The sequence below is a fragment of the Chryseobacterium sp. GVT01B genome (assembly GCF_019970045.1).
Lineage (GTDB): Bacteria > Bacteroidota > Bacteroidia > Flavobacteriales > Weeksellaceae > Chryseobacterium.
The window spans coordinates 1-5,436 of the sequence record NZ_JAHXYI010000015.1 but is presented as its reverse complement, the minus strand read 5'-3'; the positions used below and the strand labels follow the sequence as shown (position 1 = coordinate 5,436).

The window sequence follows — 5,436 nt, the reverse complement described above, 5'->3', positions numbered from 1 at the left end:
GTTGTGTATAAAGCAAAAAAAATCCTTTATCATAAGATAAAGGATTTTTAAAAATAAAATAAAAACTGGCGGCGGCCTACTCTCCCGCTTTCGCAGTACCATCGGCGCTGGTGGGCTTAACTTCTGTGTTCGGAATGGGAACAGGTGAGCCCCACCGCTAAAACCACCCTAAAGAAGGTATATAAGGTTGCAGGTTATGGTAATAGGTGCAGGTTTTCCCTGACTCCTGATAGCTACCATCTGCTACCTGTTTTAAGCGATAAAAACTTTCACAAAGACAAAACCTTCACTGCGCATAAAGTACTTGTCGTATTTATTAATTAATAATTTGATATAGCAACCATAGGCTATAAATCTACGGGTAATTAGTACTACTCGGCTATGACATTACTGTCTTTACACCTGTAGCCTATCAACGTCGTCATCTCCAACGACCCTTAAAAGATGTCTCATCTTGAGGCGAGTTTCGCACTTATATGCTTTCAGTGCTTATCTCTTCCAAACGTAGCTACTCAGCGGTGCACCTGGCGGTACAACTGATACACCAGAGGTTTGTTCAATTCGGTCCTCTCGTACTAGAATCAAGCCCTCTCAAACATCTAACGCCCGCAATAGATAGAGACCGAACTGTCTCACGACGTTCTGAACCCAGCTCGCGTGCCACTTTAATGGGCGAACAGCCCAACCCTTGGGACCTTCTCCAGCCCCAGGATGTGACGAGCCGACATCGAGGTGCCGAACCTCCCCGTCGATGTGAGCTCTTGGGGGAGACTAGCCTGTTATCCCCGGAGTACCTTTTATCCTATGAGCGATGGCCCTTCCATACGGAACCACCGGATCACTATGTCCTGCTTTCGCACCTGATCGACTTGTAGGTCTCACAGTCAAGCACCCTTATGCCATTACACTCTACGCACGGTTACCAAGCGTGCTGAGGGTACCTTTGAAAGCCTCCGTTACTCTTTTGGAGGCGACCACCCCAGTCAAACTACCCACCACGCAATGTCCTTCTAAAAGAAGTTAGGCTCCAAGTAAGTAAAGGGTGGTATTTCAACGTTGGCTCCACCTACACTAGCGTGCAAGCTTCAAAGCCTCCCACCTATCCTACACATTACTTACTCAAAGTCAATACGAAGTTATAGTAAAGGTTCACAGGGTCTTTTCGTCCCATTGCGGGTAATCGGCATCTTCACCGATACTACAATTTCACCGAGCTCGTGGCTGAGACAGTGCCCAGATCGTTACACCATTCGTGCAGGTCGGAACTTACCCGACAAGGAATTTCGCTACCTTAGGACCGTTATAGTTACGGCCGCCGTTTACTGGGGCTTCAGTTAATGCCTTCGGTTTAACCCTAAGCACCTTCCTTAACCTTCCAGCACCGGGCAGGTGTCAGACCCTATACAGCATCTTTCGATTTAGCAGAGTCCTGTGTTTTTGATAAACAGTCGCCTGGGCCTCTTCACTGCGGCCACCATTGCTGATGGCGTCTCTTCTTCCGAAGTTACGAGACTATTTTGCCTAGTTCCTTAGCCACGACTCACTCGAGCACCTTAGGATTCTCTCCTCGACCACCTGTGTCGGTTTTGGTACGGGTTGCTTCACTTCGGCTTTTCTTGGATCAGATTACACTACAGCAGCTTCGCCCGAAGGCTAGGCCTTGACTATTCCGTCAGTCTTTAGCAGCTACATCCAACCGTCCCCTTTTTAGTGTGAGCAAGTATGGGAATATTAACCCATTGTCCATCCACTACCCCTTTCGGGTTCGCGTTAGGTCCCGACTAACCCTCAGCTGATTAGCATGGCTGAGGAAGCCTTGGTCTTTCGGTGAGCAGGTTTCTCGCCTGCTTTATCGTTACTTATGCCTACATTTTCTTTTCTATCCGCTCCACAATACCTCACGATACTGCTTCGGCGCAAATAGAATGCTCTCCTACCAGATATATCTAAAATATAAATCCATAGCTTCGGTAATATGTTTATGCCCGATTATTATCCATGCCGGACCGCTCGACTAGTGAGCTGTTACGCACTCTTTAAATGAATGGCTGCTTCCAAGCCAACATCCTAGCTGTCAATGCAGTCCAACCGCGTTGCTTCAACTTAACATATATTTTGGGACCTTAGCTGTTGGTCTGGGTTCTTTCCCTCTCGGACATGGACCTTAGCACCCATGCCCTCACTGCCGTAGAACATTTATTAGCATTCGGAGTTTGTCAGGAATTGGTAGGCGATGAAACCCCCGCATCCAATCAGTAGCTCTACCTCTAATAAACTTATATACGACGCTGCACCTAAATGCATTTCGGAGAGTACGAGCTATCTCCCAGTTTGATTGGCCTTTCACCCCTACCCACAGGTCATCCGAAGACTTTTCAACGTCAACCGGTTCGGTCCTCCACTCTGTGTTACCAGAGCTTCAACCTGCCCATGGGTAGATCACAAGGTTTCGCGTCTAATCCTACTAACTATACGCCCTATTCAGACTCGCTTTCGCTCCGGCTCCGGTACTTAATACCTTAACCTCGCTAGTAAAATTAACTCGTAGGCTCATTATGCAAAAGGCACGCCGTCACAGCATTACGCTGCTCCGACCGCTTGTAGGCGTACGGTTTCAGGTTCTATTTCACCCTTCTATTCGAAGTGCTTTTCACCTTTCCTTCACAGTACTTGTTCACTATCGGTCTTTCAGGAGTATTTAGCCTTGGAGGATGGTCCCCCCATATTCAGACAGGATTTCACGTGTCCCGCCCTACTCATTTATCACTCAAATATGCCTTTCATATACGGGGCTATCACCCTCTACGGCCGTTCTTTCCAGAACATTCTATTAAACATATATCAGCTTTTGGGCTAATCCGCTTTCGCTCGCCACTACTTACGGAATCTCTTCGATTTCTTTTCCTCCGGGTACTTAGATGTTTCAGTTCTCCGGGTTTGCTCCTCTTACGAGGTAATACATCTTCAATGTATTGGGTTGCCCCATTCGGACATCTGCGGATCAATTCGTGTGTGCCAATCCCCGCAGCTTTTCGCAGCTTACCACGTCCTTCTTCGCCTCTGAAAGCCTAGGCATCCGCCATACGCCCTTAACGATTTCTTTCCTATTGGTTACTCAAGCGCTTTATGCGCTCGGTTTTCTCTTTGTGATGTCTTTACCGTTAATGTCAATGATCTTAATGTCTTCTTGTCCAACTGATGAACAGATGTTGTTTTTGGCTCCATCCGTAACTTTTAAATCAGTCTTCCAAAACTGTGGAGAATAAGGGAGTCGAACCCTTGACCTCCTGCGTGCAAGGCAGGCGCTCTAGCCAGCTGAGCTAATTCCCCCTCTAGTAGACTTCAGATTTCAGATCTTAGATTCCAGACTTAATGTCTGATCTCTTATATCTGAGCTCTTCCCGTCTTTTTAATTAGTAGTCTCGGGCAGGCTCGAACTGCCGACCTCTACATTATCAGTGTAGCGCTCTAACCAGCTGAGCTACGAGACTGTCTCTTAGACGTAAAGAGGATAGACTGATAGATAATAGACTCGCGTCCCTTCTCTAAACTCTCTCTTCTTTGTCTCTCTCAATCCCTTTACTAATTTCTAGTGGGTTTTGTATTTTTAATATAATCAACCAAACAAAAAACTAAAGCTTTACTTTGAAGTAAGTACTTGGACACAGTGTGTCCTTATTTTTTATCGTCCTAAGACGCTCTAAAATGAGATGTTCCAGCCGCACCTTCCGGTACGGCTACCTTGTTACGACTTAGCCCTAGTTACCTGTTTTACCCTAGGCAGCTCCTGTTACGGTCACCGACTTCAGGTACCCCAGACTTCCATGGCTTGACGGGCGGTGTGTACAAGGCCCGGGAACGTATTCACCGCGCCATGGCTGATGCGCGATTACTAGCGATTCCAGCTTCATAGAGTCGAGTTGCAGACTCCAATCCGAACTGAGACCGGCTTTCGAGATTTGCATCACATCGCTGTGTAGCTGCCCTCTGTACCGGCCATTGTATTACGTGTGTGGCCCAAGGCGTAAGGGCCGTGATGATTTGACGTCATCCCCACCTTCCTCTCTACTTGCGTAGGCAGTCTCACTAGAGTCCCCAACTTAATGATGGCAACTAGTGACAGGGGTTGCGCTCGTTGCAGGACTTAACCTAACACCTCACGGCACGAGCTGACGACAACCATGCAGCACCTTGAAAAATGTCCGAAGAAAAGTCTATTTCTAAACCTGTCATTTCCCATTTAAGCCTTGGTAAGGTTCCTCGCGTATCATCGAATTAAACCACATAATCCACCGCTTGTGCGGGCCCCCGTCAATTCCTTTGAGTTTCATTCTTGCGAACGTACTCCCCAGGTGGCTAACTTATCACTTTCGCTTAGTCTCTGATTCCGAAAAACCAAAAACGAGTTAGCATCGTTTACGGCGTGGACTACCAGGGTATCTAATCCTGTTCGCTCCCCACGCTTTCGTCCATCAGCGTCAGTTGTTGCTTAGTAACCTGCCTTCGCAATTGGTGTTCTAAGTAATATCTATGCATTTCACCGCTACACTACTTATTCCAGCTACTTCAATAACACTCAAGACCTGCAGTATCAATGGCAGTTTCACAGTTAAGCTGTGAGATTTCACCACTGACTTACAGATCCGCCTACGGACCCTTTAAACCCAATAAATCCGGATAACGCTTGCACCCTCCGTATTACCGCGGCTGCTGGCACGGAGTTAGCCGGTGCTTATTCGTATAGTACCTTCAGCTACCCTCACGAGGGTAGGTTTATCCCTATACAAAAGAAGTTTACAACCCATAGGGCCGTCGTCCTTCACGCGGGATGGCTGGATCAGGCTCTCACCCATTGTCCAATATTCCTCACTGCTGCCTCCCGTAGGAGTCTGGTCCGTGTCTCAGTACCAGTGTGGGGGATCACCCTCTCAGGCCCCCTAAAGATCGTAGACTTGGTGAGCCGTTACCTCACCAACTATCTAATCTTGCGCGTGCCCATCTCTATCCACCGGAGTTTTCAATATCCATCGATGCCGACAAATATATTATGGGGTATTAATCTTCCTTTCGAAAGGCTATCCCCCAGATAAAGGCAGGTTGCACACGTGTTCCGCACCCGTACGCCGCTCTCAAGATCCCGAAAGATCTCTACCGCTCGGCTTGCATGTGTTAGGCCTCCCGCTAGCGTTCATCCTGAGCCAGGATCAAACTCTCCATTGTATGTTTGTCTGACTCACTCAAAGTTTTTTAACGCTTTAGTTTTTCCTTACTTGGTTGTTATATTGTATGTCAATGATCTTTATATCTTTCGCTTTTCAACGTAGCAATCTTCTCTGTCAGTGTCGCTCCGTATTTGCGAGTGCAAAAGTAAAACTTTATTTCTTAATGACCAAATGTTTTGAAAGAAAATTTTAAAGTTTTTTAAGTAACCTTAAT

2 tRNA genes and 3 rRNA genes are annotated in these 5,436 nt (G+C 47.0%); all 5 read right to left on the bottom strand.

From position 1 onward, the window contains the following. Window positions 1–63: 63 nt before the first annotated feature. The 5 genes from rrf to LC457_RS23195 all read right to left on the bottom strand — a co-directional run bounded on the left by rrf (window position 64) and on the right by LC457_RS23195 (window position 5,220). Window positions 64–171, bottom strand: a 5S ribosomal RNA gene (gene rrf, locus LC457_RS23215). A gap of 174 nt (window positions 172–345) precedes the next feature. Continuing rightward, window positions 346–3,103: ribosomal RNA gene (locus LC457_RS23210) — 23S ribosomal RNA — on the bottom strand. Between the two features lie 153 nt (window positions 3,104–3,256). Next, window positions 3,257–3,330, bottom strand: a tRNA-Ala gene (locus LC457_RS23205). An 87-nt stretch (window positions 3,331–3,417) separates the two neighbouring features. Next, window positions 3,418–3,491 (bottom strand) — tRNA-Ile (locus LC457_RS23200). 212 nt (window positions 3,492–3,703) lie between these two features. Further along, window positions 3,704–5,220: ribosomal RNA gene (locus tag LC457_RS23195) — 16S ribosomal RNA — on the bottom strand. The 16S, 23S and 5S rRNA genes sit together here with 2 tRNA genes alongside, the layout of an rRNA operon. Between the last annotated feature and the right edge of the window lie 216 nt (window positions 5,221–5,436).